The 25,993-nt window shown below is 54.7% G+C and carries 22 protein-coding genes and 1 other RNA gene; 13 read left to right on the top strand and 10 right to left on the bottom strand.

Translation table 11 applies throughout. The features are described 5' to 3' along the window. Positions 1-159 precede the first annotated feature (159 nt). Both elbB and mtgA read left to right on the top strand, forming a co-directional pair. The gene (gene elbB / locus HOY33_RS11595) at positions 160-813 is read left to right on the top strand and encodes an isoprenoid biosynthesis glyoxalase ElbB (RefSeq protein ID WP_172290355.1); all 654 of its coding nucleotides are present in this window, start codon (positions 160-162) and stop codon (positions 811-813) included. Continuing rightward, entirely contained in the window at positions 810-1,541 is a 732-nt protein-coding gene (mtgA, locus tag HOY33_RS11590; RefSeq protein ID WP_172290354.1) for a monofunctional biosynthetic peptidoglycan transglycosylase, read from the top strand. Before elbB ends, mtgA begins: the two co-directional genes overlap by 4 nt. Positions 1,542-1,836: 295 nt before the next feature. On the opposite strand, the gene dolP is transcribed toward mtgA, so the two are convergent. The 4 genes from dolP to HOY33_RS11570 form a co-directional block, all read right to left on the bottom strand. Then, on the bottom strand, positions 1,837-2,412 hold the full coding sequence (gene dolP, locus HOY33_RS11585; protein WP_172290353.1) for a division/outer membrane stress-associated lipid-binding lipoprotein: 576 nt from the start codon (positions 2,410-2,412) through the stop codon (positions 1,837-1,839). Positions 2,413-2,422: 10 nt separating this feature from the next. Beyond that, a complete protein-coding gene (gene diaA, locus HOY33_RS11580) occupies positions 2,423-3,013 on the bottom strand; it encodes a DnaA initiator-associating protein DiaA (protein WP_172290352.1) in 591 nt (196 codons plus the stop codon). Positions 3,014-3,168: 155 nt separating this feature from the next. Further along, positions 3,169-3,525 carry a YraN family protein gene (locus tag HOY33_RS11575; RefSeq protein ID WP_172290433.1) on the bottom strand — a complete coding sequence of 119 codons (357 nt, stop codon included), beginning with the start codon at positions 3,523-3,525 and terminating at the stop codon, positions 3,169-3,171. Next, complete coding sequence (locus tag HOY33_RS11570) at positions 3,522-5,534, bottom strand: penicillin-binding protein activator (protein ID WP_172290351.1); 2,013 nt, start codon at positions 5,532-5,534, stop codon at positions 3,522-3,524. Before HOY33_RS11570 ends, HOY33_RS11575 begins: the two co-directional genes overlap by 4 nt. Before the next feature lie 61 nt (positions 5,535-5,595). On the opposite strand from HOY33_RS11570, the gene rsmI reads away from it, so the two are divergent. From rsmI to ygiD, 3 genes are all read left to right on the top strand, one after another. Beyond that, entirely contained in the window at positions 5,596-6,459 is an 864-nt protein-coding gene (rsmI, locus tag HOY33_RS11565) for a 16S rRNA (cytidine(1402)-2'-O)-methyltransferase (protein WP_172290350.1), read from the top strand. A 32-nt stretch (positions 6,460-6,491) separates the two neighbouring features. Beyond that, positions 6,492-6,870, top strand: an RNA gene (gene rnpB / locus HOY33_RS11560) — RNase P RNA component class A. Between the two features lie 218 nt (positions 6,871-7,088). Beyond that, the gene (ygiD, locus tag HOY33_RS11555; protein WP_172290349.1) at positions 7,089-7,874 is read left to right on the top strand and encodes a 4,5-DOPA dioxygenase extradiol; all 786 of its coding nucleotides are present in this window, start codon (positions 7,089-7,091) and stop codon (positions 7,872-7,874) included. 49 nt (positions 7,875-7,923) lie between these two features. Here ygiD and HOY33_RS11550 read toward each other — a convergent pair whose 3' ends face one another. From HOY33_RS11550 to tolC, 3 genes are all read right to left on the bottom strand, one after another. After that, complete coding sequence (locus tag HOY33_RS11550) at positions 7,924-9,084, bottom strand: glutathionylspermidine synthase family protein (RefSeq protein ID WP_172290348.1); 1,161 nt, start codon at positions 9,082-9,084, stop codon at positions 7,924-7,926. A gap of 11 nt (positions 9,085-9,095) precedes the next feature. Continuing rightward, positions 9,096-9,761, bottom strand: a complete 666-nt coding sequence (locus HOY33_RS11545; RefSeq protein WP_172290347.1) for a DUF1190 family protein — start codon at positions 9,759-9,761, stop codon at positions 9,096-9,098. A gap of 192 nt (positions 9,762-9,953) precedes the next feature. Further along, on the bottom strand, positions 9,954-11,354 hold the full coding sequence (tolC, locus tag HOY33_RS11540) for an outer membrane channel protein TolC (RefSeq protein ID WP_172290346.1): 1,401 nt from the start codon (positions 11,352-11,354) through the stop codon (positions 9,954-9,956). A gap of 345 nt (positions 11,355-11,699) precedes the next feature. On the opposite strand from tolC, the gene nudF reads away from it, so the two are divergent. The 5 genes from nudF (at position 11,700) to parE (ending at position 16,274) form a co-directional block, all read left to right on the top strand. Beyond that, positions 11,700-12,332, top strand: coding sequence for an ADP-ribose diphosphatase (gene nudF / locus HOY33_RS11535; protein WP_172290345.1), 633 nt, complete (start codon positions 11,700-11,702; stop codon positions 12,330-12,332). A 4-nt stretch (positions 12,333-12,336) separates the two neighbouring features. Beyond that, entirely contained in the window at positions 12,337-12,768 is a 432-nt protein-coding gene (locus HOY33_RS11530; RefSeq protein WP_172290344.1) for a DUF1249 family protein, read from the top strand. Positions 12,769-12,852: 84 nt separating this feature from the next. Then, complete coding sequence (gene cpdA / locus HOY33_RS11525) at positions 12,853-13,680, top strand: 3',5'-cyclic-AMP phosphodiesterase (protein WP_172290343.1); 828 nt, start codon at positions 12,853-12,855, stop codon at positions 13,678-13,680. Further along, positions 13,680-14,261: an esterase YqiA gene (gene yqiA / locus HOY33_RS11520; protein WP_172290342.1), complete on the top strand. Its 582-nt coding sequence runs from the start codon at positions 13,680-13,682 to the stop codon at positions 14,259-14,261. The genes cpdA and yqiA overlap by 1 nt, the downstream gene beginning before the upstream one ends. 117 nt (positions 14,262-14,378) lie before the next feature. Next, complete coding sequence (gene parE, locus HOY33_RS11515; protein ID WP_172290341.1) at positions 14,379-16,274, top strand: DNA topoisomerase IV subunit B; 1,896 nt, start codon at positions 14,379-14,381, stop codon at positions 16,272-16,274. A gap of 109 nt (positions 16,275-16,383) precedes the next feature. Here parE and HOY33_RS11510 read toward each other — a convergent pair whose 3' ends face one another. Then, positions 16,384-18,825: a TonB-dependent hemoglobin/transferrin/lactoferrin family receptor gene (locus tag HOY33_RS11510; RefSeq protein ID WP_172290340.1), complete on the bottom strand. Its 2,442-nt coding sequence runs from the start codon at positions 18,823-18,825 to the stop codon at positions 16,384-16,386. Positions 18,826-19,225: 400 nt separating this feature from the next. Between HOY33_RS11510 and parC the strand changes: the two genes are divergently transcribed. The 3 genes from parC (at position 19,226) to ftsP (ending at position 24,011) form a co-directional block, all read left to right on the top strand. Further along, positions 19,226-21,496 (top strand): DNA topoisomerase IV subunit A, encoded by a 2,271-nt coding sequence (gene parC, locus HOY33_RS11505; protein WP_172290339.1) that lies wholly within the window; start codon positions 19,226-19,228, stop codon positions 21,494-21,496. A gap of 182 nt (positions 21,497-21,678) precedes the next feature. Further along, the gene (locus tag HOY33_RS11500) at positions 21,679-22,416 is read left to right on the top strand and encodes a 1-acylglycerol-3-phosphate O-acyltransferase (protein WP_172290338.1); all 738 of its coding nucleotides are present in this window, start codon (positions 21,679-21,681) and stop codon (positions 22,414-22,416) included. Between the two features lie 179 nt (positions 22,417-22,595). After that, complete coding sequence (gene ftsP, locus HOY33_RS11495) at positions 22,596-24,011, top strand: cell division protein FtsP (protein ID WP_172290337.1); 1,416 nt, start codon at positions 22,596-22,598, stop codon at positions 24,009-24,011. 82 nt (positions 24,012-24,093) lie between these two features. On the opposite strand, the gene dkgA is transcribed toward ftsP, so the two are convergent. Further along, on the bottom strand, positions 24,094-24,921 hold the full coding sequence (dkgA, locus tag HOY33_RS11490) for a 2,5-didehydrogluconate reductase DkgA (RefSeq protein WP_172290336.1): 828 nt from the start codon (positions 24,919-24,921) through the stop codon (positions 24,094-24,096). Between the two features lie 255 nt (positions 24,922-25,176). Continuing rightward, on the bottom strand, positions 25,177-25,836 hold the full coding sequence (locus HOY33_RS11485) for a DedA family protein (protein ID WP_172290335.1): 660 nt from the start codon (positions 25,834-25,836) through the stop codon (positions 25,177-25,179). Between the last annotated feature and the right edge of the window lie 157 nt (positions 25,837-25,993).

Raw genomic sequence — 25,993 nt, 5'->3', positions numbered from 1 at the left:
TGCGGATATTCTTACCTTTACTAATTTACATCTTCATCAAGTAACAAACTAGCAAATACAGAAATGTTAGTTACAAGAATCATTAAAATGTGTGATGTAGATTAGTGTTTGTCAATTAAAAAATCAATTAGTTGATGTAATGAAATGGAGGAAAAGTTGATGAAAAGAGTTGGTATCGTCCTGAGCGGGTGTGGTGTTTATGATGGTTCAGAGATTCATGAAGCCGTACTGACGCTGCTCGCACTGGATCGGGCGGGGGCGGAAGCGGTTTGCTTTGCGCCGGATAAGCCGCAATTACATGTGGTCAATCACCTGACGGGTGATGTAACCAATGAGAATCGCAACGTTTTAGTCGAATCCGCCCGCATTGCCAGAGGGAAAATCCGGCCGCTTTCAGAAGCCGATGCGCAACAGCTTGATGCGTTAATTGTGCCCGGCGGGTTCGGCTCGGCAAAAAATTTAAGCGATTTCGTCACTCAGGGTTCGGCCTGTCAGGTCGATGAATCTTTAAAATTACTCACACAGGAAATTTATAAGCAAAATAAACCAATTGGTTTTATTTGCATCAGTCCGGCATTGTTGCCAAAGCTACTGGGAGAACCGGTCAGGATTACAATTGGTAACGATATTGATACTGCTGAAATGATTGAGGAAATGGGCGGAATTCACGTGGTTTGTCCGGTTGACGATATTGTGGTGGATGCCGAACATAAAATTATCACTACGCCCGCCTATATGCTGGCTGGCTCAATCAGTGAAGCCGCCAAAGGCATTGATAAGCTGGTGGCGCGCGTACTGGATTTTATTGAATGAAATCGAACCGTCGCAATGGTCTGCTGATGCGTCTTAAACGTCTGGTCATCAGGTTTCTGCTGGCGGTATTGGGACTATGGCTGGCAGGTATACTGCTGTTTTCTTTTCTGCCGGTCCCGTTTTCCGCCGTGATGGTTGACCGGCAGGTTAGTGCGTGGTTAAGCGGCGATTTTGCGTACGTTGCCCATTCCGACTGGGTCTCAATGGATGAGATAGCCCCGGCGATGGCGCTGGCGGTGATCGCCGCCGAGGATCAGAAATTCCCTCAACACTGGGGTTTTGATATTGATGCCATTAACTCGGCGCTGAAACATAACGAACGTAACACGCAGCGGATCCGTGGCGCTTCTACGCTCTCTCAGCAAACGGTGAAAAATCTGTTCTTGTGGGATGGCCGCAGTTGGCTGCGAAAAGGTCTCGAGGCCGGGATTACCACCGGTGTTGAACTGGTATGGACCAAACGGCGGATCCTGACGGTCTACCTGAATGTCGCTGAATTCGGCCCCGGCATTTTCGGCGTGGAAGCCGCGGCAAGGCGTTATTTCAACAAGTCTGCCAGCAGGCTTACCGCCAGCGAAGCGGCTTTGTTGGCGGCGGTGTTGCCAAATCCTATACGTTTTCGCGTAAACGCGCCGTCCGGTTACGTGATCCAACGCCAGCAATGGATTTTACGCCAGATGCGCCAGATCGGCGGCGAAGCGTTTTTGCGCTCACACGGATTAAACTGAACGCGCCTATGCGGTTGAGCGGCTTACTGCTGTTTATCCTGCCGCGCTGGGGATGTGTGGCAACAATCGAGGCCATCCAAGGGCGCTAACCATGATTATTCGCGCCTCAGCGCTTGCTGGCGGCGCGATCCTGATAAAGATGATGGGTGGCTTGGGTTCGTGGTGATTGGCTGGTTGAGGGGACGTTGGCGGCGTTAGTGTCGATGCCCGGCGCGCCGTCTGGCTATTATCGCCGGTTGAGGAATAAAAAACCGCCGATGAAAACATCAGCGGTTGAGGTTGCCGGGCGGCTAAATTATTGCAGATAGGTAAATGCGGTGGTGACGTGTTTCACCCCGCTGACCTTGCTGGCAATTTCAGCCGCAGACGCGCCTTCACGTTGGGTGACCAGACCTAACAGGAAGACTTCGCCATTTTCGGTGGTGACTTTTACGTTGGAGGATTTCACCGTATCGCTCGTCAGGATTTGCGAACGGACTTTGGTGGTGATCCAGGTGTCTATTGAGGCGGTTCCCAGCGATACCGGGTTGCCCTGTCGTATTTCATTATAGACTTCGGCTGCGCCTTCCACGCCAAGGGCGATTTGTTTAGCACGGTTTGCGAGTTCTGTATTGGGCGCCTGCCCCGTCAGCAGCACTTTTCCCTGATAAGCGGTAACAACAACGCGGGCGTCTTTTTTCAATTGCGCATCTTTGCTGATGGCGTTGTTCACGCGGATTTCCAGTGTGCCGTCGTCAACCTGCGTCCCCACCGTGCGGGGATCGGTGGCGCTTTTGGTGGCGACCGCGGCGCTTCCGACAACGACGGCGCCGACGCAGCCTTGTAGTAGCAGGGCGATAGACAACACGGCAAATGCAGAACTTATCCTCATGTAGTGCTCCTTAATCGTTCTGGTGTGGAAACAAAGTGTTATCAATTAAATCGCACAGGCAGTTAACCGTCAGCATGTGCATTTCCTGAATACGGGCGCTACGGTGTGAAGGAATGCGGATTTCCACATCCTGTGGACCAAGCAGCCCGGCCAGTTCACCGCCATCGTAACCTGTCAGGGCGACGATAGTCATATCTCGGGTTACCGCCGCTTCCACGGCTTTTACAATGTCGCGGCTGTTTCCGCGGGTTGATATCGCCAGTAATACGTCGCCGGTTTGTCCCAGCGCCCGAACTTGTTTGGCGTAGATCTCTTCATGCAACCGATCGTTGGCGATCGCAGTTATGACCACATTATCGGCATTAAGTGCAATCGCCGGTAAGCTGGGGCGTTCGGCTTCGAAGCGATTAATCATGCTGGCGGCAAAATGCTGGGAGTTGGCGGCCGACGTTCCGTTACCGCAGCACAGAATTTTATTGCCGTTCAACAGGCTCTGCACCAGTGCCACGGCGGCACGCGAGATTGCATCCGGTAAGGCTTCCGCAGCAGCGATCTGCGTTTGAATACTTTCGGTAAAACAAACTTTTATTCTATCCAGCACGTTGAATTAACCTACTTTAATTAAAATCCATACATTAATGGCCTGTCCCTATAGCGATGTTGCTCGCCATTTGGGGCTTGAGCCGTGTCCGACCAAACGCGATGGCGTTTGAACGTCCCGGAGCAAATGCTTATTGGGAGCGGCGCTGAAATCTATCATTCCTGCGCGTTAAAAGCGTTAGGGATCCAGGAAAATTGGTTATCCGTAATGGCCAGCACGTCGAAACGGCAGTCCACCGTATCAAAACTGGCGTCCCGTTGCGCCAGCCAGACGGCGGCGGCATGAAGCAACCGCCGCTGTTTCTGTCGGGTCACGCTGGCGGCCGCGCCGCCAAAATCGGCATTCCGCCGATAGCGGACTTCCACAAACACCCAGGTTTGCCGATCGCGCATAATCAAATCCAGCTCACCGCCGCGCAACGTGACATTGGCGGCGGCGAAGGTTAAGCCGGCGCGTTCAAGATAGCGTCTGGCCCGCTGTTCGTAATCTGCGCCTGTCGTCCGCCGGTTCAGGATGCGGGCACCAACTGTCCCTGACGATATTGCAGCCAGGTCATTTGCCGGTTAATCACGCAATCGGATGTCGCGCTCAGCCTGCCCGTCGCTCCTGCCACCTGATGGCCGGGGATCTGACGCATTTCAGCAAAGCGGCTGGACAGGGTCCAGGCGTCCATCCCCATGGCATACAGGCGCACCAGCGAGTAATCGTTTCTGAACTGGTTGCTCACCTGCTGCATCAGCGCCGGATTTTCCCCGGCGAGTAGCGGGATCTCGCTGAACTGCAACCCTTCCATTTCGAGACGGAAATCAGGGCCGCTGCCGGCTTGAAAACTGCGGGAACTGGCATACAGCGCAGGACGTGAACGCGATGTGGTGCGCATATCAATCATCGGTTTGATCAGCGCCAGTTCATCGGGGGTGGCGATGATATAGACGGCATCAATATTGCCGCTGATGGCGGCGTTAACCGTCGGCGGCACCTGCGCCGGGATGGTTAAGCCGCCAACCGTTGTGCCGGTTTGGGGTTGCGGCGGCGTCATATTGACGGGCTGGCCGCTCAGGCTTAGGCCCGCGCCGCTGTTGATGGCTTGTTTTAACTCAAAGGCGCTGCCAAAGCGTTGCTGCAATAGGTTGCCGCCGCCTTGTTGGCTCCAGGCTTGCGCAAACGCATTGACGATGCGATCGCCCAGGGTTCCGCGCGGCACCAGTAATAACGGCTGCTGTTTACCCTGCTGGTAAATAAACTTTGCGGCGTCTCTGGCCTCATCTTCCGGCGCCAACGCGAAGTAGCAGATATTGGGGCTGTTCTGCGCATGTTCCGGCTGATTGAGCGCCAGAATATTCAACGGAGACTGGCTTCCTGCCAGTTGTTCCACTTCGTTTTTCAATAGCGGCCCGACGACCAGGGAAGCGCCGTCCTGTTGCGCCTGAGCCAACACATTCGCCAAGGGCTGAGATGAAGTGTCATACACTTTTACCGGTAAGGAACTGGGAAGCGCATGTTGTTCTGCGGGGGCTGCGGCAACGGTATCAACATCGGTGCTATATTCTGCGGCAGGCTGACCATCCTGAACGTTTTGCTCATCCAGACCATCGGCAGGCTGACTATTTTGCATCTGCTGAGGATCGCCGGCCGATGGCGCGGTTTCCGCCATGGTCGCCTGACCGTTTTTAGCCGCGTTGAACCCTTGCTGGATCGCATTGGCAAACACCTGGGCCTGGCCGTTTAACGGCAGCAGCAGCGCGATACTGCTAACCTGCGACTGGTGGAAATCCACCACTTGATTTAACTGCGTCGGCAGGGTTTTGGCCGCCGGATGATGCGGATAGCGGGTCTGCCAATCCTGAATGGCCGCTTTTAGCTGGTCGGGAGACTGGCGGTTATTCTGATAGGTATTCAACAGATCCACCCAGCCGGCCAGCGTGTTCTCGTTGGCGTTGATCAGTAACGATCCCGATTCCTGCGGGCTCATTTGCGCCAGCGTCAGCCAGGTCTGATCCAGATTTGATTGACGCTCGTCGCCTTGCAGCAACGGCTCCTGGGCGATGTAGGCGCGCAGCAGCGTGATGGAAGGACGCCCCTGATTGGCGTTGATCTGCGTTTGATAGTAGCGGCGCTTCTGCTGTTCGCCGAGCGTATTGATGTCCAACTGGCCCAGGGCGGCGTTCGCGGCGTCCATGTTGTTCTGTGCGGCGGCCAGTTCAGCATTGATCAACTGCCGTTCCTGTTGCTGCGCCGCGCTTAATTTTTCAGGTAATGCGCTAAACTGCTGACTTGCCTGCGGCACCTTGCCTTCCTGTATCAGAGAACGAATCGCAAGTAATTGCCAGCCAGCCTTGTTATCATCGCTGCTTTGCTGCATCTGTTGCAGATAATAATCAGATGAAGCATCAGCCTGGCCTTGAACCTCGGGCGGCGGGCTTTGCGGCGCCTGACTCGGACAGCCTGCAAGAAACAGCGCCGCTAACAAAACAGGGATAGCGCGCCCTGCCTGGGTACGGACGAAATGAAAGGAAAGCATACTGTATCCAGTGATTTTTTTTAAAGATGCTCAATATTAAATCGGCAACCCGGATGAAACAATGAATCAAGACCAACAAGCAGACATTTCTGCATCCACCCTCTACATTGTCCCCACGCCGATTGGCAATCTGGGCGATATCACCCAACGTGCTTTGGCGGTATTGCAGCATGTTGATCTGATTGCCGCCGAGGATACCCGTCATACCGGTTTGCTGTTACAACATTTTGCCATTAATGCGCGGCTTTTCGCATTACACGATCACAATGAACAGCAAAAAGCAGACACGTTGCTGGCGAAATTGCAGTCCGGACAAAGTATTGCGCTGGTTTCCGATGCGGGAACGCCGCTGATTAACGACCCCGGCTATCATCTGGTGAGACGCTGCCGCGAGGCCGGGATCCGTGTTGTCCCCTTGCCGGGCGCTTGTGCGGCGATTACCGCCCTGTCGGCCGCCGGACTGCCTTCCGATCGCTTTTGCTATGAAGGCTTTTTGCCGGCGAAAACCAAAGCGCGCACCGATACATTGCGCGCGTTGCAGGAAGAGCCGCGAACCCTGATTTTTTATGAGTCGACACATCGGTTATTGGATAGTTTGCAGGACATTATCGTGGTACTTGGCCCACAGCGTTATGTGGTGCTGGCGCGTGAAATCACCAAAACCTGGGAATCCATCCACGGCGCGCCGGTGGGCGAGCTGTTGGAGTGGGTGAAGGAAGATGAAAATCGCCGTAAGGGCGAAATGGTGCTGATTGTGGAAGGCCACAAAGCGGATATTGATGCCTTGCCGGCCGAGGCTCTGCGAACGCTGTCCCTGTTGCAAAAAGAGCTGCCGTTGAAAAAGGCCGCCGCGCTGGCCGCGGAAATCCACGGCGTTAAGAAGAATGCGCTGTATAAGTATGCGCTCGACCGGCAGGAAAGATGACACGTAGGGTAAAACACTATACAATCCGCGCCGGAGTTGACCAGACAGTCGCCGCTTCACTGCCGTCCCTTTCGGGGGAGACAGGTGGAGGGGAGGAAAGTCCGGGCTCCATAGGGCAGGGTGCCAGGTAACGCCTGGGAGGCGCAAGCCTACGACAAGTGCAACAGAGAGCAAACCGCCGATGGCCCGCTTATGCGGGTACAGGTAAGGGTGAAAGGGTGCGGTAAGAGCGCACCGCGCGGCTGGCAACAGTCCGTGGCAAGGTAAACTCCACCCGGAGCAAGGCCAAATAGGGGTTCACATGGTACGGCCCGTACTGAACCCGGGTAGGCTGCTTGAGCCAGTGAGCGATTGCTGGCCTAGATGAATGACTGTCCACGACAGAACCCGGCTTAACGGTCAACTCCCTTGTTTGTATACGGCCAACGTGCGCTTCACCTCGCGCGTTGGCCGTTTTTTTTGCCCGTAACGCGTTGTCCGCAAAGGTATTTTCTTTTCCGCTAACGATTATTTTCAAATTTATTGATGTTCTTCATCACAGATATCCGACTTTTTCCGGCACCCAAAGGGCGTAGAGTAATCTCATTACGTGCTGTTGCACGACGCTGGCATTTTGCTAAGGATATTTTATGAACCACACAGCCCGGATGCCCGCACTGTTCCTCGGTCACGGTAGCCCGATGAACGTGTTGGAGAATAACCCGTACACTCAGGCCTGGCAGGCGTTAGGGGCGACATTGCCGCGTCCGAAAGCCATTCTGGCGGTTTCCGCCCACTGGTATACTCGCGGCACGGCGGTGACGGCAATGGAAAATCCCCGCACCATCCATGATTTCGGCGGTTTTCCGCAGGCGTTGTTTGATACCCGCTATCCGGCGCCAGGCTTGCCTGATCTGGCCGAAAAAATTCAACGGCTGCTGGCGCCCATTCCGGTGGCGGCGGATCGCAGCGAATGGGGATTGGATCACGGCTCCTGGGGGGTGCTGATAAAGATGTATCCACAGGCGGATATTCCGGTGGTGCAGCTTAGTATTGATGGGACGCAGCCGGCGGAGTATCACTATCAGTTGGGCCGTAAACTGGCGGCGCTGCGGGATGAGGGCATCATGATTGTCGCCAGCGGCAACGTGGTGCACAATCTGCGTATGATTAAATGGGATGGCGACGACGAACCCTATCCCTGGGCCGTTTCATTCAGTCGGTTTGTCCGGGATAACCTGACGTATCAGGGAGACAACCATCCGCTGATAAACTTTATGCAGCATGAAGGCGCGGCGTTGTCCAATCCAACGCCCGATCACTATCTGCCGCTGCTGTACGTGCTGGGAGGCTGGGATGGTAGAGAGGCCGTCACTGTACCGGTCGATGGCATTGCCATGGGATCGCTGAGTATGTTGTCGGTGCAGGTAGGATAACGTCGTTTTTTCGTGGCAGGCACGGTGTGAAACCGTGCCTTTTTTACGATTAATCCAGAATGATATGCGGGTAAAAACGCGACAGATCCTGCGTGATCAGTTCGCGATCTTCGCGTACGCCAATGCCGCAGGGTTGATCGTTTACCAGCCAACTGCCAATCAGGGTATAGCTGTCGCCGAATCTGGGCAAAGGGTGGTATTGCTGAATGATTTTGCCTTCTTCGCCATATGGCCCGCCCACCGCGGCAATCTCCTTGCCGTTTTCCACAATCTGGATATTGGCGCCTTCGCGCGAAAACAGCGGCTTGATGACGTAATTTTCCAGCGCCGGGTGTTGGTCTTCGCTGAAATAAGCGGGTAACAGGTTGGGGTGATTCGGGAACATCTCCCACAGCATCGGCAGCAGCGCCTTATTGGAGATAATGCTCTTCCAGGCGGGTTCCAGCCAGCGAACGCCGGCATCTTCCAGCTTGGTGGAAAACATCTCGCGCAGCATGAATTCCCAGGGATACAGCTTGAACAGATTGCCGATCACCTGATTTTCCAGATCGGTAAACTGGCCTTTTTCACCCAGGCCGATTTCTTCCATATAAAGAAATTCACTCGGCAGACCGGCTTCCAGCGCGCAATCCTGGAGATATTGCACCGTACCGCGATCTTCTTCCGTATCCTGGCAGCAGGCGAAATGCAACAAACCAAAACCGTGATTGAGTTTGAGATCCTCAAAACGTTCGATCAGCTTTTCCTGAATACTGTTGTACTGATCGGCGGTTTGCGGCAATTGCCCTGACTTGAGTTGATCTTCCAGCCACAGCCATTGAAAAAATGCCGCTTCATAGAGCGATGTCGGCGTATCCGCGTTGTTTTCCAGCAGCTTGGCCGGCGTTTTGCCGTCATAAGCCAAATCCAGGCGCGAATAAAGCGACGGCTGGCGGGTGCGCCATGAATCCCTGACAAATTCCCAGGTGTGTTTGGGAATGCGGAATTTCGTCAGTAGCTGTTCACTGTCGACGACTTTTTCCACCACCTGTAAGCACATCTGGTGCAGCTCGGCGGTGGTGTCTTCCAATTCTTCGATTTGTGCGAGGGTAAACTGATAGTACGCCTCTTCACTCCAGTAGGGTTCTCCATACATGGTGTGAAAACGAAAGCCGAATTCGGTGGCTTTCTCACGCCAGTCGGGACGTTCTTTGATTTCAATCCGCTTCATTAAATACGTCCTCAGCCACCCATGCTACGGGAAGAGCTGGAACTTGAACTGGCGTTGCTGCGTTGCATGCTGGTCTGTTTGGCGACCGTCTCGCCGAACCCGCCGCGGGTAATGGTTGAGGTGGTGGCGGGTTTAGGCGCCAGCGCCGTTTTCGGTACGTTAATGGTTCGGCCCGTCGTGGCATTACCGTAATTTTTACCGGTCGCATCAACGAATTTGCCGTTGGCCGGGCTGGTCGGGGATTTTGAGGTAAACAGCGGCTGTTGGGCGTAGCCAGCGCCGCCGCCCATCATTCGGCCCATCATATAACCGGCCATCAGCGGCATCCAGAAACTGCCGCTCTGCTGAGATTCCGCGGCCATGCCGGCCTGCGCCGGAGCCTGAGTACATTGCGCTTCGCCAAACTCAGCCACGCAGTCTTCGCGCGTCGCATATTTAGGCGCGGTTTTTTCCGCTTCTTTCAGGGCGTTGTTATACGCGGTGGTGCACTGCTCGCTCATCGATGGATTGGCGCTCGAACATTCATCGGCGTTCTGATACAGGGAAACGGTTTCATCGGCCTGCTCGCAGCCTGCCAATACAAATACCGTACTGACGGCCAAGGCGATGGGCGCCAGACGGTACGTTCGCCATCCTTTCCGGAAAGTTTCCTGATTAATATTTTTGGTACGTTTCATCGTGTTATCCCAGAGAAAAGGCATCATGCCCAATGACTAACAAGTGTGTTAAGAATAGGGGAAGGCTGCTTGAATTTAAAGCACCAAAGGCAGTAACCGAGCGACTCTTTACGTTGCTATACATTCAGTTGTGCGGCGCTTCGCTTTATCGGCATGAGAGGGGAACGTTTGTTCCCCAGGATAGCGATAGGACTACTGAAGCGGCGCGGAGGTGGTTTGCGTGAGCAGCCCGCTGCGGTGATCGTCGCTGACCGGCGGCGTGGTTGAAACCGGCTGGCCTAACGCGGCATTCAGCGCTTGCAGATCGCTTTCATTCAGCGTCCCCAGTGCGGATTTAATGTTCAACTGATTAATCAGGTAATCATAACGGGCGCTGGAAAGCTGCTGCTTGGCGTTATACAGCGTGGTGGTGGCGTCCAGCACATCGACAATGGTTCGGGTGCCTACCTGATAACCGGCTTCCATCGCATCCAGTGAGCTTTGCGCGGAAACTTCAGCCTGTTTATACGCGTTGATGCTGCTGATCGAGGCGGAAATATTGTTGAAAGAAGATCGCACGGTCTGGACGACGGAACGGTGAGCGCTTTCCAGCAGTTCGCTGGCGCTGACGAAACTGTGCTGCGCCTGTTTTACCTGCGAACTGGTCGCGCCGCCGCTATACAGCGGTAAGCTGAAACTGACGCCGACCTTGTTTTGACCGACGTCACTGTCATTAAACGAACTGCCGCGGGCATTGGAACCCGAATAGCTGGTATCGCTGACGCCGGTGGAGGCGGTCAGATCCAGCGTAGGCATGTGCCCGGTTTGCGCGTAACGGATTTGTTCGCGCGCCAGATCCTGGCTCAGGCGGGCGGACAGCAGGTTAAGGTTGCGGTTTTCTGCTTCTTTCAGCAGGTTGTTTACCACGCCGGGCTGACGGGTGGCAAAATTGTCGATGTTCAGACCCGCCAACTGCGGGTAGAAATTACCGCTTACCTGACGCAGAACTTCCAGGGCGTTATCCAGCGTATTGCGCGCCAGCACTTCGTTGGCAAGCACGCTGTCGTACTCGGAGCGCGCGTTCTGTACGTCGGTAATCGCCACCAGACCGACGTTAAAACGCTGAGTGGTCTGATCCAACTGACGGTAGATGGCTTCTTTTTGCGCGTTGATATAAGACAGGGAATCAATGGCGCGCAGCACATTGAAATACGCGGTCGCCGTATTCAGAATAAGGGCCTGTTGCGCGCTCTGATAGGTAACGTCTTCAATGCCGGCCTGTTTTTCCTGTAAGGTCAGCGCGCGCCATTTGGACATGTCGAACAGGGTTTGCGTCAACTGCAATGACGCGCTTTTCACATCGCTGTTCACACCCTGGTTGTCGCGATAGCCATTGTTATAGGTATAATCCGCGCCTAAACCCAATTGCGGCAGCAACGGGCTGCGGGCTTCGTTGATTTTTTCAAACGCGGCGTCGCGGGTGGCGGCTGAGCTGCGTAAATCAGGGTTGGTCGTTTTCGCCTGCTGATAAACCTGTAACAGATTTTCCGCCTGGCTAATGGCGCTAAAACCACCCAGGCTCAGACCGATAAGGAGAGGGAGCAATTTCTTCATTTGCATTCCTTGTTGTGCAGCAATGTCGCTATATAGCGCTGTCGATAGACGAATAGTCGTCGATTCTATCAGAATCTGCCAATAGGATAAGGTAGCTGAACGTGCCATCTTTTCCCGCCATCCGCCCGATTAGTCATTTTATTTACTCTGTGTTGTACTTGAGCGGCGTGTCCTTATTTTCGTACTGTCGGGACACGGCCGGCACCAAAAGTGGCGATGACCATCATGCCTGCTGGGATAGGTTCCGGGTGTACGTAAATTTACCACAAACAACAGCGAGTGTGATGATTGGCGAGTCCGCGCTACAATACCGGGCGTCATCATACTCGTGACAGGAGCTTAGTCATGACGTCTTCAGTACCCAGTCCGGTTACTTTTAATCAAGACGATGTAGAAATTATTGCACGTGAAAAGTTATACAACGGCTTTTTTTCACTGGTACGCTACCGTTTTCGTCATCGGTTGTTTAATGGCGAAATGAGCGATGAAGTCAGCCGCGAGATTTTTGAACGCGGGCATGCGGTTGTCCTGCTGCCTTACGATCCGGTGCGTGATGAGGTGGTGCTGGTCGAACAGATACGCATTGCCGCTTATGACACCAGCGTCTCTCCCTGGCTGCTTGAACTGGTGGCCGGCATGATTGAGCCGGGAGAAAGTCTGGAACAGGTCGCCCGGCGGGAGGCCCAGGAGGAAGCCGGGTTATCTGTGGGCCGCTGCCGGCAAATAATCAGCTATTTGGCCAGTCCCGGTGGCACCAGTGAGCGTCTGGCTGTTATGGTAGGGGAAGTGGATACCCGGACGGCGGCGGGCATTCACGGGCTGGCGGAAGAAAATGAAGATATCCGGGTTCATGTCGTCAGCCGTGAACAGAGTTATCAATGGGTTGAGGAAGGGATTATCGATAACGCCGCGTCTGTCATTGCCCTGCAATGGTTGGCACTGCACCATGAAAAATTGAGAAAGGCGTGGGTGGATTGAATTTATGAAACGTTATACCCCGGATTTCCCGGCAATGATGAGGCTATGCGAAACCAATTTCATGCAATTGCGTCGTTTGCTGCCCCGTATCGACGAAGTCGGTGAAACGGCGGTTTATCACGTTAATCATGCGGTTTATCGTTTAACCATTATTGAATCCACCCGGTATACCTCATTGGTGGAAATCCAGCAGACCGCCCCGGCGGTAAGCTACTGGAGTCTGCCCATGATGACGGTCAGGCTGTATCATGACGCGTTGGTTGCGGAAGTGTGTGCCAGTCAGCAGATCTTCCGCTTCAAAGCACGTTATGATTATCCGAACAAGAAGTTACATCAACGTGACGAAAAGCATCAAATTAATCAGTTTCTTGCTGATTGGCTAAAATATTGTTTGGCGTATGGTTCGATGTCGATCCCGGTTTTTGATACCCAATAGCTTTCAGGTTGCGGGAAGCCGACGCGCCTGCGACGTGAAAGATGGCGGGTATAGACAGAGTTAAGTAACCAAGGACACCATCATTTGGAAAGCCTGTTGACACTTCCTGTGGCGAGTGGGGCCAGAGTCAGGATTTTACAAATAACAGATACCCACCTTTTTGCCGGTGAGCATGAAACGTTGCTGGGTATTAACACCTACCGCAGCTATCACGCCGTGCTGGATGCAATACAGGCTCAGCAGCATGAGTTTGATTTAATCGTGGCGACAGGCGATTTGGCTCAGGATCATTCGCTGGAGGCCTATCGCCATTTCACGCGCGGGATCCAGCGCTTGTCCGCCCCCTGCGTGTGGTTGCCGGGCAATCATGATTTTCAGCCGGCGATGGTCGATGCGCTGGCCGAGGCGGAGATTGCGCCGTCCAAACATGTGCTGTTGGGCGATACATGGCAGATTATTCTGCTGGATAGCCAGGTGTTTGGCGTGCCGCATGGCGAACTGAGCGATTATCAGCTCGAATGGCTCGAGCGTAGTCTGCAAAGTCAGCCGGATCGCCATACTCTGCTGTTACTGCATCATCATCCGCATCCTTCCGGCTGTACCTGGCTCGATCAGCACAGTTTGCGTAACGCGCATAGCCTGGCGGCGGTGCTGGCCCGCTATCCGCGGGTGAGTACCATTTTGTGCGGACATATTCATCAGGAGCTGGATCTCGACTGGCACGGCCGACGTCTGCTGGCCACGCCCTCTACCTGCGTTCAGTTCAAACCCCATTGCACGAATTTCACCATTGACGGTTTAGCGCCCGGCTGGCGTTATCTGGATCTGATGCCGGACGGTCGGTTGGAGACCGAGGTGCATCGTCTGGCGGGGAGCGAATTCCTGCCCGATATGGATTCGGACGGTTACTGATGCCGACCCTGCTTTATCTGCACGGCTTCAACAGCACGCCTTATTCAGCCAAAGCGACGGCGCTGAAAACATGGCTGGCCAGCCGGCATCCCGACATCGATATGCTGGTGCCGCAGCTTCCGCCTTATCCGGCCGAGGCGGCGGAGATGATGGAGTCGCTGGTGATGGCGCACGCGGGTCGGCCGCTGGGCATTGTGGGTTCCTCGCTCGGTGGTTATTATGCGACCTGGCTGTCCCAGTGCTTTACCGTTCCCGCCGTGGTGGTGAACCCGGCCGTCAGGCCGTTTGAACTGCTGCTCGACCATCTGGGCGAATATCAGAACCCCTACACCGGCGAACAATATGTGCTAGAGTCACGGCACATTTACGATCTGAAGGTCATGCAGGTTGATCCGCTGGAAGCGCCTGATTTGCTGTGGCTGCTGCTTCAGACCGGGGATGAAGTTCTGGATTATCGTCAGGCGGTGGCGTATTACACCGCCTGTCGCCAAACAGTGGAGTCAGGGGGCAGTCATGCCTTTGTCGGATTTGAGCACTTTTTTTCACCCATAGTGAATTTTTTGGGGCTCACGACAGACTGATCAACAAGGGTGCCAACCGCAATAGCCGGCGAACGTCGCCGGTTACGCGCTCGTGAATAACGCACCTCCGGTATAGTTTACCACTTATTCTTTTAAAACAACGAATTAACTCAAACCATGACTCAATCAAGCTATAACGCTGATGCGATTGAAGTACTCAGCGGACTGGAACCGGTGCGCCGTCGTCCGGGAATGTACACCGACACCACGCGTCCTAACCATTTGGGGCAAGAGGTTATAGACAACAGCGTCGATGAGGCATTAGCCGGGCACGCGCGCCGTATCGATGTGATTTTGCACGCCGATCAGTCACTAGAGGTGATTGACGACGGTCGCGGTATGCCGGTGGATATTCACCCCGAAGAGGGGGTTCCGGCGATTGAACTGATTCTGTGCCGGCTGCACGCCGGAGGGAAATTCTCCAATAAGAATTATCAGTTCTCGGGCGGTTTGCACGGGGTGGGGATCTCGGTGGTCAACGCGTTGTCTTCACGTGTGGAAGTGACGGTGCGGCGTGATGGTCAGGTGTACGATATGGCGTTTGAGAACGGCGACAAAGTGCAGGATCTGACCGTAACCGGCACCTGCGGCCGTCGTAATACCGGTACGCGCGTTCACTTCTGGCCGGATGAAAAATTCTTCGACAGCCCGCGTTTTTCCGTCTCTCGTTTGACGCACCTGCTCAAAGCCAAAGCGGTATTGTGTCCCGGCGTCGAGATCGTGTTTAAAGATAAGCTCAATAATACCGAGCAGCGCTGGTGCTATCAGGATGGGTTGAAGGATTATCTGTGCGAAGCGGTAAACGGATTGATCACCCTGCCGGAACAGCCGTTTCTGGGTTCCATTTCCGGCGATACGGAAGCCGTTGACTGGGCGCTGCTGTGGCTGCCGGAAGGCGGCGAATTGCTGACCGAGAGCTATGTTAACCTGATCCCGACCCCGATGGGCGGAACGCACGTCAACGGGTTGCGTCAGGGGCTGCTGGATGCGATGCGTGAATTCTGTGAATTCCGCAATATACTGCCGCGCGGCGTGAAGCTGAGCGCCGATGATATCTGGGAGCGCTGTGCTTACGTGCTGTCGGTGAAAATGCAGGATCCGCAGTTTGCCGGGCAGACCAAAGAGCGCCTGTCCTCACGTCAGTGCGCGGCATTCGTTTCCGGCGTGGTGAAAGATGCGTTCAGCCTGTGGCTAAACCAGAATATTCAGACCGCCGAGCAACTGGCGGAACTGGCGATCGCCAGCGCTCAGCGCCGCATGCGCGCCGCCAAAAAAGTGGTGCGTAAAAAACTGACCAGTGGCCCGGCGCTGCCCGGCAAGCTGGCCGACTGCACCTCGCAGGATCTGAACCGCACGGAACTGTTTCTGGTGGAAGGGGACTCCGCGGGCGGCTCCGCCAAGCAGGCCAGAGAACGTGAATTCCAGGCGATCATGCCGCTGAAAGGTAAGATCCTGAATACCTGGGAGGTGTCGTCCGATGAGGTGCTGGCTTCTCAGGAGGTGCACGATATCTCGGTGGCGATCGGTATCGATCCGGATAGCGACGATTTAAGCCAGCTTCGTTACGGCAAGATTTGCATTCTGGCGGATGCGGATTCGGATGGTCTGCACATCGCCACGCTGCTGTGCGCCTTGTTCGTTCGTCATTTCCGCTCGGTGGTGAAAGGCGGGCATGTGTATGTGGCGATGCCGCCGCTGTACCGGATCGATCTCGGTAAAGAGGTGTATTACGCCCTGGATGAAGAAGAAAAAGCGGGCGTGCTGGAGCAGCTCAAGCGTAAAAAAGGCAAACCCAACGTTCAGCGCTTTAAAGGGCTGGGCGAAATGAATCCGCTGCAATTACGCGAAACCACGCTCGATCCGAATACCCGCCGTTTGGTGCAACTGACGATAAACGACGACGATATCGATCAGACCATGGCGATGATGGATATGCTGCTGGCGAAAAAGCGCTCGGAAGATCGCCGCAACTGGTTGCAGGAGAAGGGCGACCGGGCGGAAATCGAGGTATAACGACGGCATCGGCCGGCGTTCAAACGGTAAAAACGGGATAAGCAAGCGCGGCGCTCTTATCCCGTCTCGTCAGACAATAATCAATGAGGCGTTTCCGCCTCACGACTCATCAGAAATCAACATTAATTCCCAGTTGGAAAGTGCGGCCCGGCGCGATGGCCAACTGCTGGTTGTAGTAGTTGATATCACCGGCATCGGTGCTGGTCGGTGCCTCGATATTGCGGCTGGTCTGATAATCCCAGTATTTGCGATCGGTCAGGTTGTAGATGCCGCCACTAAGTCTCACGTTTTGGGATACGCGGTAGTAAGCGGTCAGATCCACCAGCGCGTAACCCGGTACATGCATAAACGTATAATCGTCAGAACCCAGATTGTTTCCATTGGAAGGGAGCTTACGACCCGCCGCGTAAGTGGCGGTTTTGCCTTTGTTGAAAGTGGCGATCAGCGCGGCGCCGTAGAGGCTGGACGGATCATCGTAGGCGATACCCACCACGGCTTTCTGCGGCGTTACCGAGTCCAGAGCGACATACGAGTCGCCGCTGGCGCTGGATTTTGATGCCCCTTCGGTGTAGCCGTAGGCCAGACGGGCGCTGAAGCCGTTCGCCTGTTCGAACCAGGTGCCGAGGTTGAATTTGGCGCTGATTTCACCGCCGTAGATATAGGCTTTATCGCGGTTCTCGGTCAGATAAAGAATGCTGAGATTACTCGGCACGCCGGCGAACAAGGCGGGATTATCGGCGCGGCGGTAGTAACCGTTGGCGATAAAATTCTTGTAATCACTATAGAAGGCCGACGCGCTCAGCGTGACGCCTTCCACTATCTGACCTTTCAGCCCCAGTTCATAGTTATCGCTGGTTTCGGTTTTCAGGTTTGGATCGCTCAGGATGGCATAGCTACTGGAAGTGCCCATATAGCCGAGAGCCCAGGAGCCGTACAGTTGCCCGTCGGTGGGGAACTGGGCGCCGCGCCGGTATTGAACGTAGGCCAGCAGATCGGGCGTGAGGGTGTACTGGAATGCGATGGACGGCAGAACCTGTCCATCGGCATTGGTGCCATACATGCCGGCGGCTTCGTCTGAAGTTACATTGCCATTAGTGTTGGTAAACAGATTGGACGCGTTCTTTGGTTCGGCGTGCTGCCAGGCAAAACGCACTCCGGGTACGACCGAGAAGTCGCGACCCGCCAGATCCCAGGTGATCTTGTCCTGTACGAAAGCGCCCAGATTGACGATTTCGCTATCCGCCTGCGGGCGCCCCAGATCGATACCCAGGCCGCTAGCCGTCAGATTTTCCGTGATGAACGGACGTTCTGTTTTCGACTGACGAGCATTGAAACCGTAGCTGATACTGTGATTACGCCATTCCTTGCTAGCCTTGCTCTCAAGACCGATGGTTTTGGTATCGTAGTTGCTCCAGACGGAAGTCGGCGTGGAAGCATCGGTGACGGTATAGTCGTGCGCTTCGGTTTGGGTATAAAACAGCTTGGTGTTCAGGCTGTCGAACAGCGCGAAATCTTCCGGCGTATAGAGATCCGCCAGACTGAATCCCCAACGGCGGGTCTGACTGTCCTGATAGGAGGTGCTGCCGTCAAGTGACGAGACGCCCGATGCGCTCATGTTCCAGGTCGGGAAATTGGCGTGATTGGTTTTGTGATAATAATCGACGGTGGCGGTAAGCTGATGCGAACTCGTCGCCTGCCAGATACCGGACGCCAATATCGCGTTGGAGTGCCAGTTGGCCGGGGTGCTGTCGATCGCGGCGTCGCGCTGGTTTTCGGTTTCATTGCCGTCGCGACGGCTGATGACGATAACGCCGCGCAGATCGTCGCCGCCGCCGGCCGCGGTAATGCCGTTGTGGACGCTGCGGTTGGCGGAGTCATAACCGGCCTGATAACCAAAATAGCTGTGCTTGCCGGCGTTTAGATAATCATTGGCGGATTTTGGTTTGAAAGAGACCGACCCGCCCAGCGCGTTATTACTGTTGGCGACCGACGTGGCGCCGGATTCGATATCCACTGAACCGTACAGGTACGGGTCGAGATAGTCGCCACGGCCAATGCCGGTGCTGCCCGTCTGGCGGCGACCGCTGACCGTGGATGTACCGCGATCGGTGGAAGACGGTAGCTCCACGCCGTCGATATCAATGGAGACCCGGTTGTTTTCCAGCCCGCGGATATTGTATCCACTGGCGCCGCCGCGGTCATAGCTGCTTTTACCTGCGCTGACGCCGCTGGTGACGCCCGGCGCGCTGATCAGCGGCTGGTAGCGCATGATGGTACTGAAATCGTTGCCGCCCTCTTTCTGCATATCGCTGGCGGTGATGATTGTCTTGGTACCGGCTTCTTTCTCAACTTTGGGCGAGTAAACCGTCATTACATCGCCGGTCGGCTCGGATTGGCTGGTCGGGGTCGTCTGATTTTTTGTCCCGGCGGCATCGTTGTTCGCCACGTTACGCTGTGCGGGTGATTGGCTATCGGCCGCCGTGCTGTTCAACGCTGTGCCGGCCAATATCCCGGTGAGAAGAATTTTATTGAGATTCTTATTAATTAACATAGTGATACTCTTTTCTATGGTTCTGTTCGACCAGCCATGCCGGGATAAACAGGACGATGCTGGCAGCCAACTTCAAAAGTTAACGTCTGATAACATTACAAAAAATATGGAAATGATAACCATTACCATATGATAATTATTATCATTGTTGGAAAAAATCATAATGAATAATTCTTAATAAAACGTTTTGGCGGGTAATCGGCCGCGTGGCTTTCGAGCGTTTCATCATCGACCGGCGCGCCCAAAATAAAGCCGTCAGGCGTCGCCGCCGGTGACGGGTGAGTCCGCCGGCGTTATCTGTGACAGGACACGGCCAGATAAGGTACTATTCCCGCCAAACATGCCGTGTAGCGTGTTAAAGAAAGCAATAATCGCGCTGCGATGTGAGGAAATGAGATAAATGAGTGAGATGACGCATGACGGCGCAGAAAGCCTGGCGCTGCACACGTTTACTGAAAATGCGTACCTGAACTACTCCATGTACGTCATCATGGATCGGGCGTTGCCGTTTATCGGCGACGGTCTAAAGCCGGTACAGCGCCGTATTATTTATGCCATGTCGGAGCTGGGCCTGAATGCCAGCGCCAAATTCAAAAAATCCGCCCGTACCGTCGGCGACGTGTTGGGTAAATATCATCCGCATGGCGACAGCGCCTGTTACGAGGCGATGGTATTAATGGCGCAGCCCTTCTCCTACCGCTATCCGCTGGTGGACGGGCAGGGGAACTGGGGGGCGCCGGACGATCCCAAATCATTTGCTGCCATGCGTTATACCGAATCCCGGCTGTCTAAATATGCTGAAACCCTGCTGGGAGAACTGGGGCAGGGGACGGTCGACTATGTGCCGAATTTTGACGGCACCATGCAGGAGCCGAAAATGCTGCCTGCCCGGCTGCCGAACATTCTGCTTAACGGCACGACCGGGATCGCCGTCGGTATGGCGACCGACATCCCGCCGCATAACGTCCGTGAAGTGGCGGCGGCGGCGGTGGCGCTGATCGATAAACCCGGCTCCTCGCTGGAAGATCTGTTGCAATACGTTCACGGGCCTGATTTCCCGACGGAAGCGGAAATCATTACCCCGCGTGATGACGTGCGTAAAATTTACCAGAACGGGCGCGGTTCGGTGCGTATGCGCGCCGTCTGGAAAAAAGAGGATGGCGAAGTGGTGATCACCGCGCTGCCTCATCAGGTTTCGGGGGCCAAAGTGCTGGAGCAGATAGCCAGCCAGATGCGCGCCAAGAAACTGCCGATGATTGAAGATCTGCGTGATGAATCCGACCACGAAAACCCTACCCGATTAGTGCTGGTGCCGCGCTCCAACCGTATCGATCTGGATCAGGTGATGAACCATCTGTTCGCCACCACCGATCTGGAAAAAAGCTACCGTATCAATATGAATATGATCGGTCTGGATGGTCGCCCCGCCGTCAAAGGGCTGGTGGAAATCCTGACTGAATGGCTGGTGTTCCGCCGTGATACCGTGCGCCGCCGCTTGAATTACCGTCTGGAGAAAGTGCTCAAGCGTTTGCATATTCTGGAAGGTTTGCTGATTGCGTTCCTCAATATCGATGAAGTGATCCACATTATTCGCACCGAAGACGAGCCTAAGCCGGTGTTGATGCGTCAGTTCAGCCTGAGCGAAACGCAGGCCGAAGCGATTCTGGAATTGAAATTACGCCATTTGGCCAAGCTGGAAGAGATGAAAATCCGCGGCGAGCAGGACGATCTGGCGAAAGAGCGCGATCATCTTCAGGCGTTGCTGGGATCTGAGCGCAAGCTGAGTAATCTGCTGAAAAAAGAAATTCAGGCGGATGCGCAAGCTTATGGCGACGATCGCCGTTCGCCGTTGCAGGAACGCGGCGAGGCGAAAGCCATGAGCGAACATGATTTTGTCCCGTCGGAACCCGTCACGATCGTGCTGTCGGAAATGGGCTGGGTACGCAGCGCCAAAGGACACGATATCGATCCTTCCGGGTTAAGTTATAAAGCGGGCGACAGCTTCCGTTCCGCCGCCCGCGGTAAAACCAATCAGCCGGTGGTGTTTATCGACTCGACAGGCCGCAGCTACGCGCTTGATCCGCTGACGCTGCCTTCGGCGCGCGGTCAGGGCGAGCCGTTGACCGGTAAGCTGACGCCGCCGCCGGGCGCGACCGTTGAACAGGTACTGATGGCCGCGGACGATCAACTGCTGTTGATGGCTTCCGACGCCGGCTACGGGTTTGTCTGTACCTTTAACGATCTGGTGGCGCGCAACCGCGCAGGAAAAGCGATTATCACCCTGCCGGACAATGCCAAGGTGCTGCCGCCGCTGGAGATTAACGGCGAGGACAATCTGCTGATGGCGATCACCGCCGCGGGCCGGATGCTGTTGTTCCCGGTTTCTGATTTACCGCAGTTGTCGAAAGGCAAAGGCAATAAGATCGTGTCTATTACGTCAGCAGACTTTGCCAGCGGCAAGGATCGCCTGACCTGGCTGTTGTTGCTGCCGCCGCAGGCATCGGTGACGCTGTACTTTGGTAAACGCAAACTGGTTCTGCGCGCCAACGAGCTACAAAAATATCAGGGCGAACGCGGGCGGAAAGGCACGCTGCTGCGTGGTCTGCAACGTATCGATCGCATTGATGTCGATGCCCCGAAACGGACTGGCGACGGCAGCAGCGAAGAGTAAAATCATCAACACCGGGGAAAAGGCGACGAGATAATATCGTCTTTTCCCCTGTTTGATCGATCCTTGCGGATTTTACCTAATTAAAACATCGCCAACCCGCGGCAAAGGGGAGCATGGTTTATCGCGCAGTATATTTGATGAAGGGTATATACTAGCGGCGGCGGTTGGCTAATGAGGTTGTTATGTTATTCATTCTTCGGTTTATTGTGGTGATTGTATTTTCGCTGCTGATCTGTATTTTTGGTTCTATTTACTGTCTTTTCAGTCCTAAAAATCCGCGTCATGTCGCAACATTCGGCCACCTCTTCGGACGTTTGTCGGTGGTTTTCGGTTTGAAGGTGGAAAAACGCATACCGGAAGAGGCGGCGCATTACGGCAAATGTATCTATATTGCCAACCACCAGAATAATTACGATATGGTCACCGCATCGAATGCGGTTCAACCGCGGACGGTGACCTTGGGCAAAAAAAGCCTGCTGTGGATCCCTTTCTTCGGCCCGCTGTATTGGCTGACGGGGAATCTGCTGATTGACCGCGAAAACCGGGCCAAAGCGCACGGCACCATTGCTCAGGTGGTCAAACACATCAAAGAGCACAATATTTCGATCTGGATGTTTCCTGAAGGAACGCGCAGCCGCGGTCGTGGGCTGCTGCCGTTTAAAACCGGGGCCTTTCACGCCGCCATCAGCGCGGAAGTGCCGATCGTACCGATTTGCATTTCCACCACCAGCAATAAAGTGAAGCTGAATCGCTGGAATAATGGTCATGTAATCGTGGAAATGTTGCCGCCGATCGATACCCGTTCCTACACTAAAGAGCAGGTTCGTGAACTGGCCGCGCACTGTCATGAGATTATGGCCGCCAAGCTGGCGCAGTTGGATGCGGAAGTCGCAGAACGCGAGGCGGCAGAAAAAAAATAAGCCAGCCAGACTTAGCCTGCTGCAACCTTTGACCGCCAGACATTCGGCAATATTGCGGTTTTTTGGGTGGTTTGACGATTACCGGTGGTTTCGGTCTTTCCGGTCCGGCATTGATATCTTCCGCACCGTCGTTCGGAAGCTAAATTTTGCATACGGTTTAACAGATTTACGGAGCAACTATGTCATTCAGCCGGCGTCAGTTTATTCAGGCATCGGGTTTAGCGTTGTGTGCGGCGAGTCAGCCTTTGTCGGCGCGGGTAAACGGCGCGTCAACCGCATTACCGATACCTCCATTGCTGGAGTCGCGGCGGGGCCAGCCTCTGTTTCTGACGATGCAACGCGTCCATTGGGCTTTTACCGGCGATCGTAAAGCGCCCGTCTGGGGCTTCAACGGACATTATCTCGGGCCGACGGTGCGGGTGTTTGACGGGGATGACGTTAAGCTGATTTACAGCAACCGGCTCAATGAACCGGTCTCCGTGACGGTCAGCGGATTACAGGTTCCCGGCTCGCTGATGGGCGGCGCGGCGCGTATCATTTCGCCGGGTATGGACTGGTCGCCGGTATTACCGATCCGCCAGCCGTCGGCCGCCTGTTGGTATCATGCCAACACGCCAAACCGGATGGCGCCTCATGTTTACAACGGGCTGGCGGGGCTGTGGCTGGTGGAAGACAGCAGCGGTAAATCATTACCGCTTCCCAATCACTATGGCGTGGATGACTTCCCGTTGATTATTCAGGATAAACGTCTGGATAGCTTCGGCGTGCCGATTTACAACCCGCCGGGCAGCGGCGGTTTTGTCGGCGATACGCTGCTGGTTAACGGCGTTCAGAACCCCTATGTTGAAGTATCCCGCGGCTGGGTGCGATTACGGCTGGTCAATGCATCGAATGCCCGCCGCTATATCATGCGGATGAGTGACCGACGCCCGATCCACGTTATCGCCAGCGATCAGGGGCTGTTGCCTGCCCCGATGGCGATTAATCAGATCTCGCTGGCGCCTGGCGAACGGCGGGAGATCCTGATTGATATGTCGCAGGGCGATGAGGTTACGCTTACCGCGGGCGAGTCGGCCGGGATTATGGATCGTCTGCGCGGGCTGTTTGAGCCATCCAGCATTTTGATTTCAACGCAGGTATTAACGCTGAAACCGACGGGGTTATTACCCCTGGTAACCGATAATCTGCCGATGCGTTTGCTGGCGGATAACATTATCGAAGGCAGCATCAGCCGCACGCGCGAGTTTCGTCTGGGCGATAGCCTGCCGGGGATCAACGGCGCAATGTGGGATATGACCCGCGCCGATGTCCAGACCCAATTAGGGCGCTGTGAGCGTTGGCTTATCCATGCCGATACCCCGCAGTCATTCCATATTCAAGGCGTGAAGTTTTTGGTGCGTAGCGTCAACGGGGGCGCGGTGCCGATAGAGGACAGCGGCTGGAAGGATACGGTGTGGGTGGATAACGATGTCGAACTGCTGGTGTATTTCACCCAACCCTCATCACAGGCTTTTCCCTTGCTCTACTACAGCCAGACGCTGGAAATGGCCGATCACGGCTCGGCCGGGCAGCTTGTCGTTCAGCCTCCGACCTGATGGTTGGCCGGTACAAAGGACGGACTGAGATCTTGAGCGCGATATCGCCGGCAAATACCGCCGGCCGGCGAAGAAGAAAGGATCAATCGTTTTCCAGCGTGTCGGGATCGGGGCCAAGACGCTTGCCGTTGTCCAGTTTCGTTATTTCGCCCAGCTCATCCTTATCCAGACGAAAATCAAACACGTCGAAATTTTCTCTGATGCGCGCCGGGGTAACGGATTTCGGGATGACGACCAACCCGCTATCCAGATGCCAGCGGATCACGATTTGCGCCGGGGTTTTATCATATTTCGCCGCCAGCTTGCGGATAATGGGCTGATCGAATATGCCTTCGCCGCCTTGCGCCAGCGGACTCCAGGACTCGGTCTGAATACGATGGGTTGCGTTCCAGGTATGAAGCGGGCGCTGCTGGAAAAGCGGGTGTAGTTCAATCTGATTGATAACGGGCAGCACGCCGGTTTCATCTTTCAGTCGTTGCAAGTGATGGGTGTGGAAATTGCTGACGCCGATACTTTTTACCAACCCCTGTTGCTGTAATTTAATCAGTCCTCGCCAGGCATCGACATAGGTATCCTGCTGCGGCAGCGGCCAGTGGATCAGATACAGATCCACATAGTTCAGTTGCAGTTTCCTCAGGCTTTCTTCCAGCGCTCTCTGCGGATCTTTCTGATCGCTGTTCCAGAGCTTGGTGGTGATAAACAGTTCTTCCCGCGGTATTTCCGCCGATTGCAGCGCCTGACCGACGCCCTGTTCATTTTTATAAATGGCGGCGGTATCAATCGCGCGATAACCCGTTTTTAATGCTTCGGTTACGGCCGTCACGGTTTCTTCATTACTTGCCCGCCAGACGCCAAGGCCTAACTGGGGCATGATGTTGCCGTCGGCCAGCTTAAGTTTAAGTTGCGTCATTTCACTCTCCTTTTTTGACCGCCACCTCACTGATGTACCCAATGAGCGGCGGGAGTGGCTAGCCCGTTAGTGTTGTGGCCGATGCGGTATCGGTTTCTTTCTCATATCGGGCGTGTCGCTTAATTCTAGTCGAAAAATGAAGCTATTGTTTCGCAGGCTAAGGAATAGTCTGCACGACGGTAAAGTCGGAAAAGCAACAGCGGGATAGTGGGGAACGGATTTTATCTCAGCGCGCGCCGATTGGCTCGGGCGCGATCAGGCGGCGGCGTGTTTTTTGCGCCATACCATAACGATCATGCCGATTAACCCGCTGACCAGCAGGATCACCGGCAGGAGGATCAGCGCTGTCATCACCTGATCTTCATAGCGTTTTACCAGGGGAATGTGGCTCATGCTGTAACCAAGCGTGACGATAACGCCGACCCAAAGGAAACCGCTGAGCCAGTTGAAGATCTGAAAGCGTGTGTTATTTAACCCGGAAATACCGGCAATGGTGGGCAACAGCGTACGGATGAATGCCAAAAAACGGCCGATCAGCAACGCCACCAGCCCGTGATTGTGAAACAGACGATAAGCCCGCTGATGGTAGTGAGCGGGTAACTGCAACAGCCAGCCTTTAACCAGGCGGGTATCGCTCAGCCAGCGGCCCTGAAGATAGCTGAACCAGCATCCGAGGCTTGCTGCCACGGTCAGCAGGATCATGGTGGGAATGAAGTGCATGACGCCTTTGGCGATCATGGCGCCCGTCAGCAATAGCAGGCTGTCACCGGGAAGAAAAGAGGCGGGCAGTAAACCGTTTTCCAGAAACAGGGTTGCAAACAAAACACCGTAAATCACCCACATGACATGGGGATCGGCCAGCGCGCTGAAATCCTGATGCCATAGCGCCTGAATAATTTCGTGAACCACACTCATATTACTTCCTGCCAGCTGACTGATGCCCTAAAGAAAACGGAAACGGGTCAAAATGCCCGACCATATCGTGCTTAATATGCTGATATCAACGCAGGGCTAAGTTTAAGGTAAAGCGGTTTTAGTAAGAACTTATGCTCTCTATAATACACGCTTTACC

Source organism: Brenneria sp. hezel4-2-4 (assembly GCF_013155275.1).
Taxonomy (GTDB): domain Bacteria; phylum Pseudomonadota; class Gammaproteobacteria; order Enterobacterales; family Enterobacteriaceae; genus Brenneria.
The sequence above is the reverse complement of the archived record's forward strand: the minus strand, read 5'-3'. Positions and strand labels throughout refer to the sequence as shown.

What these genes read in the sequence shown, in the direction of transcription:
- HOY33_RS11485 (WP_172290335.1), bottom strand. Translation starts at nt 25,836, where the DNA reads ATGAGTGTGGTTCACGAAATTATTCAGGCGCTATGGCATCAGGATTTC.
- ygiD (WP_172290349.1), top strand. Translation starts at nt 7,089, where the DNA reads ATGAACCACACAGCCCGGATGCCCGCACTGTTCCTCGGTCACGGTAGC.
- HOY33_RS11500 (WP_172290338.1), top strand. Translation starts at nt 21,679, where the DNA reads ATGTTATTCATTCTTCGGTTTATTGTGGTGATTGTATTTTCGCTGCTG.
- ftsP (WP_172290337.1), top strand. Translation starts at nt 22,596, where the DNA reads ATGTCATTCAGCCGGCGTCAGTTTATTCAGGCATCGGGTTTAGCGTTG.
- yqiA (WP_172290342.1), top strand. Translation starts at nt 13,680, where the DNA reads ATGCCGACCCTGCTTTATCTGCACGGCTTCAACAGCACGCCTTATTCA.
- parC (WP_172290339.1), top strand. Translation starts at nt 19,226, where the DNA reads ATGAGTGAGATGACGCATGACGGCGCAGAAAGCCTGGCGCTGCACACG.
- nudF (WP_172290345.1), top strand. Translation starts at nt 11,700, where the DNA reads ATGACGTCTTCAGTACCCAGTCCGGTTACTTTTAATCAAGACGATGTA.
- elbB (WP_172290355.1), top strand. Translation starts at nt 160, where the DNA reads ATGAAAAGAGTTGGTATCGTCCTGAGCGGGTGTGGTGTTTATGATGGT.
- mtgA (WP_172290354.1), top strand. Translation starts at nt 810, where the DNA reads ATGAAATCGAACCGTCGCAATGGTCTGCTGATGCGTCTTAAACGTCTG.
- dkgA (WP_172290336.1), bottom strand. Translation starts at nt 24,921, where the DNA reads ATGACGCAACTTAAACTTAAGCTGGCCGACGGCAACATCATGCCCCAG.
- tolC (WP_172290346.1), bottom strand. Translation starts at nt 11,354, where the DNA reads ATGAAGAAATTGCTCCCTCTCCTTATCGGTCTGAGCCTGGGTGGTTTT.
- parE (WP_172290341.1), top strand. Translation starts at nt 14,379, where the DNA reads ATGACTCAATCAAGCTATAACGCTGATGCGATTGAAGTACTCAGCGGA.
- HOY33_RS11570 (WP_172290351.1), bottom strand. Translation starts at nt 5,534, where the DNA reads ATGCTTTCCTTTCATTTCGTCCGTACCCAGGCAGGGCGCGCTATCCCT.
- HOY33_RS11545 (WP_172290347.1), bottom strand. Translation starts at nt 9,761, where the DNA reads ATGAAACGTACCAAAAATATTAATCAGGAAACTTTCCGGAAAGGATGG.
- HOY33_RS11510 (WP_172290340.1), bottom strand. Translation starts at nt 18,825, where the DNA reads ATGTTAATTAATAAGAATCTCAATAAAATTCTTCTCACCGGGATATTG.
- HOY33_RS11550 (WP_172290348.1), bottom strand. Translation starts at nt 9,084, where the DNA reads ATGAAGCGGATTGAAATCAAAGAACGTCCCGACTGGCGTGAGAAAGCC.
- HOY33_RS11530 (WP_172290344.1), top strand. Translation starts at nt 12,337, where the DNA reads ATGAAACGTTATACCCCGGATTTCCCGGCAATGATGAGGCTATGCGAA.
- dolP (WP_172290353.1), bottom strand. Translation starts at nt 2,412, where the DNA reads ATGAGGATAAGTTCTGCATTTGCCGTGTTGTCTATCGCCCTGCTACTA.
- rsmI (WP_172290350.1), top strand. Translation starts at nt 5,596, where the DNA reads ATGAATCAAGACCAACAAGCAGACATTTCTGCATCCACCCTCTACATT.